The following is a 4,359-nucleotide window of genomic DNA, read 5'->3' on the forward strand; positions in this document are numbered from 1 at the left end:
ACTACCAACGCGATAGAGTCGTTAAATGCTTCATTGCGCAAGATAACGAAAACCCGGCGGATATTTCCAACAGATGACTCGGTACTTAAACTGCTCTATCTGGCGTTGCATAATATTTCCGCCAAATAGGACCATGCCACTCAGAGACTGGAAACCTGCTATGAGCCAATTCATGTTGATGTATGGAGAACGAATCTCCAGTTAAGCGATGGAGCCATTTACACAAAAAAATTTACAGACCCCTTCTCACGGCATGGGTAACTCTTTTTCTTTCAGGCTAATAGGGTGTCATAGCCTTTATTCTTTCCTATATTGTATATGAATGTCTTGATTACCTCACAGGCTGTAACCTCATCGCCTTAATTCACTCTCTCACTGTAATGTTATTCACTGTAATGTTATTCACTGTAATGTTATTCCCTTGATGCCTTCCCACACCGTATATCATCGCCTTGTTCCCTCCCGGATAAGGTTACTGGCACAATGAGGTTATATTGAAAAATGTTTATCGCCGTGGCGAGATCCTCGCGATAGAGATAATAGTGACAACGGCAAGAAGAGTGCTAGCTCCACTACGAGAATTTCCCCTTTTCTAATGCAATCGACAAAATGATTACGCTAAGAACCCGCTCTGAGCTACACGTCTTAATTTTTTAAAAGCATTTACCAGCAAAATGTCCTTTGGCGGTGAATTTTACTGGCTCACGCTAAGTATAAGCTAACCGAGGCGACGCAATTTATCATTGATAACAACGTTGCCCGACCGTTACCGCGAGTTAACCTCATACCAGACCGCTTTAGCGGCTGCCGTTACCGCGAGTTAATCTCATCCCAGACCGCTTTGGTGGCTGCCGTTACCGCGAGTTAATCTCATCCCAGACCGCCTTGGTGGCTGCCGTTACCGCGGGTTAACCTCATACCAGACCACTTTAGCGGCTGCCGTTACCGCGAGTTAATCTCATCCCAGACCGCTTTGGTGGTTGCCGTTACCGCGAGTTAACCTCATGCCAGACCGCTTGGGTGGTTAATGTTAACACGCTTCCTTTTTCAAGGGTTATTTCTTTATTATCGTAATAGACTGTCGTCTTATAGCCGGCGTTAGTGGCAATTTTTACGGTTTTGTTTGCTGTCGCTATTGAAGGAATAAAAATTTTTGGGGCCCAGCCACCATCATACATTTTTATCAATACATGATCCTGTTCATTCAGGGCATCACGCAATGATGCTTTCGTAATGGCTTTTCCGTTTTCAAAGGGGAAAAGATAGAATTTTTCTTCATCCAAATATTCAATGATGTTCTGTCGCAACGCCTCAATGCGCAGCCATGTTTCTTCATCATAAATTTTATCAATATTGTAATAACCTTGCTCGCGATAGGTATTGTCTCCACTAGGAATATCGTTAATATATTTCTTGTTCATTAACGTCGCCGCTTTGGCCTGCAAGTCCTGGCTTTCACTCGACTCTATGTCCGTGAGTGCTTTGGCCAATACCGACAATGCGGGAAGATTAATAACCTGGTCATACTCAGCAAGTTTCTTGTTGCTATAAAAATCCCAGGCTTCAAAAACAAATTTATCCTGACTTGTTTTTATCAGCCAGCCGGTACCCGGAGATTTAACGCCATTTTCTCCTCTGGTTAAACTGGGAATTTCCACCAGCGTGCCATAAGGTCGTTGAATACATTCAATCACGCTAAAGCCATTATGTATGTGGCCGTTAAGCATGACAATTTGCGGATAATCGCTAAATATTTCCTTCAACATCTCATCTTGATCGCCAAAACCACCAAAGAGGCCCGCTCGCCAATGCGTAGCGTTAAAGGCTTGATGCGTGACTACAAAGATTGGTTTGTGGATATCGCTGTTTTCAGCCAATTTTTCCTTCAACCATCTTACAGAATCATCATTCAAGTGCATCATATCTTTCAGACCGAGATCAGTATTTAAACATAAGACGTGATAGTCATTGAACCAAGCATCAATACACATGGTGTTTTCATAGTACTGGATGCCGAGGTTATACAAAGTGTCATGATATAATTCTACTAAATCTGGGTCTAAAGAAGCCCCTGCTCCGGCACCTGTTCGTACATCGTGATTGCCCAACATTAGCATCATGGAATTATTAAATTCCACAGGAAAACAATCGGTTATGATCGATAGCGCTTTTTCTCTCTTCGCATGTGCATCCCCGATATCTCCTGCCATAATTAACGCCGTGGCGCCATTTTTCGCCATGTTTTTTAATGATGCGGTTAACACGTCATTCTCATGTTGACCGTCCTGATGAATATCACTGATGACGCCAATAATCATTTTCCCGCTCCTTTTCGATTGCCGATATCTAATTAACGTCGAAGGTAACTTACAGTCATGCAGTAACGTTAATATCTAAGCCATGAATAATTAATATAACTTTTTTATGGCTTGTTGTTTCGACAGAGTGTTTTGTGATGCAGGATTAAATAAAATCAATCTCGCCGGTTAGCAGTGTGTAAAGAGGACGTCCTCTGACAGGTGATACAAATAATTATCTTTATTTTTTATTAGGGTAAACGTAGGAACTATTGCTGAAAAGCCGACCAAAAACCGACATATTAGGTAAATAACACTTCAGAGAACATGCCGTAATGACATTGGCGCACGCGGGGTTTCATTAGCTCGAATAACCCCTCCTGATACTACCTCTATTACCGCGGTACACTTGTCACGGGAAAAACGGCCCGGGAGAGGGACAGTTTAGCCTGAGACGTATTAACCATTTCCTACGCAAGCAAGGCCGCAACTGGCAAAGCGTGACCCCGCAGATAAGGCGCAGCGGTTGAGTGAACGCCATTCGCGCATCTCGCTTAACATGCCTGATGTGCATTGCAGGCTACTAAGGCAGTATAATCGCTGGCAAGGCAATCTGAATGAGAGGAAAATGAGATCCGCAAAAGAGGATGCTAACGTTTTTTTATTGCCACGCTGTGGTCGTGCTCACAGGCGTCAGGATGTTGGCAAGCCTGCACCTCAGCACATTGTGGGCAAAAGCCATGTGCCTCTACCACGTTATGGGAGAGGGTGAAACCTGCGGCGTCCGCCATCCGCTGTAAAATTTCCTCTATACCTTGCGTGGTCTGCTCCGTCACTTGGCCACAACGGTCGCAGATAAAAAAAGCGGAGGCATGTGATGGTTCCGCAAAATGATGGCAGAGTACAAAGCTGTTGGTAGACTCGACGCGATGAACAAACCCTTGTTCTAATAAAAAATCCAGCGCGCGGTAAACGGTTGGGGGTTTTGCCTGCGGTTCTGACTGACGCAATAAATCCAGTAAGTCATAAGCACTAATCGCACCGTTTTGTTGGGACATCAGACGCAGCACTTCCAGCCGCTGCGGCGTCAGGCGGACATTGCGTTGCTCGCACAATTGCTCGGCCTGGCTGAGAAGAGGGTTTTCAGTGGTTGTTTTCATGATGCTCCCCGGTTGCGTTTTATCCGTTCATATTACCACGAAGACGCAAAAACCACGACAAAAGCTGTCCTAACCGCTGTATAAGCGGGCGTAGAGATCATCGGTGACGCTTCCGGCGATCTTCAAAATATAATAAATAATTTGCTTGTTCTCGGCGATGGTTTTCCGCTTTATATTGATCTTATGCGACGACAGCGTTTTATCTTTAATATTCAGCTGGTCGCAAATGGCTTTCGTGTTCTCGCCGGCCATCCACATGGACAAGATTTGTTTCTCAGTCTTGCTGAATCGCAGCGGTGACCATAGTTTTGTCGCGTTGGTAATAGAATACTTTTCTTGGCCGGAAAACTGGCGGAAAAGCTGAGTGAAACCGTCAACGGCAAAGTATTTCGAGGTTACGATAACATTGCTTTTTATAGGGATAACCGCGTTATAGACAATGTTCTCGTTACCGATGAAAATGAGAAAAAACGTGCGTGGAAGACGTTCAATTAATGTCTTCAAAATAGGGTCATTATCCTGCATATGCATATACCGCTGACTGATTATGACAATATCAGGGGTTATTTTGTTGCATAGCATATCCAATTTCAAAACATCATTAAGAGTATAAATGTTTTCTCCCACACCACTTTCGGTCAATAATGACCGCATTGCGCTTCGGGTAAATACACGGTAATGCCTTCAAATAGTTGACTTTTGTGATATTCTGCCTCTATTTGAGATTTCCACGTGGTTACAGTTTCTGTTCATTGTCCTCGCTGCCATTCAGATGAAATTTATCGACATGGCCTTAGTCCAACTAAGCGCGAACGCTTCCGGTGTCAGTGCTGTCACCGTGTATTCCAGCTTACCTACCGCTATGAAGCGCGAAAGCCGGGAGTTAAAGAGCAGATCGTTGA

The 4,359-nt window shown here is 44.2% G+C and carries 3 protein-coding genes and 2 pseudogenes; 2 read left to right on the plus strand and 3 right to left on the minus strand.

The genetic code is table 11. From position 1 onward, the window contains the following. A pseudogene (locus CINSTRO3249_RS13230) lies at positions 1-205 on the plus strand (transposase); the annotation flags it as partial. A gap of 781 nt (positions 206-986) precedes the next feature. On the opposite strand, the gene CINSTRO3249_RS13235 reads toward CINSTRO3249_RS13230, so the two are convergent. The 3 genes and pseudogenes from CINSTRO3249_RS13235 to rcsA form a co-directional block, all read right to left on the minus strand. Then, entirely contained in the window at positions 987-2,318 is a 1,332-nt protein-coding gene (locus tag CINSTRO3249_RS13235; RefSeq protein ID WP_074013608.1) for a metallophosphoesterase family protein, read from the minus strand. A 629-nt stretch (positions 2,319-2,947) separates the two neighbouring features. After that, the gene (zur, locus tag CINSTRO3249_RS13240; RefSeq protein WP_074013609.1) at positions 2,948-3,457 is read right to left on the minus strand and encodes a zinc uptake transcriptional repressor Zur; all 510 of its coding nucleotides are present in this window, start codon (positions 3,455-3,457) and stop codon (positions 2,948-2,950) included. 69 nt (positions 3,458-3,526) lie between these two features. Further along, a pseudogene (gene rcsA, locus CINSTRO3249_RS13245) lies at positions 3,527-4,117 on the minus strand (transcriptional regulator RcsA); the annotation flags it as partial. A gap of 72 nt (positions 4,118-4,189) precedes the next feature. Between rcsA and CINSTRO3249_RS13250 the strand changes: the two are divergent. After that, a partial coding sequence (locus tag CINSTRO3249_RS13250) for an IS1 family transposase (protein WP_143146886.1) occupies positions 4,190-4,359 on the plus strand: 170 nt, incomplete at its 3' end.

The sequence above is a fragment of the Candidatus Sodalis sp. SoCistrobi genome, from assembly GCF_900143145.1.
Classification (GTDB): Bacteria; Pseudomonadota; Gammaproteobacteria; order Enterobacterales; family Enterobacteriaceae; genus SoCistrobi.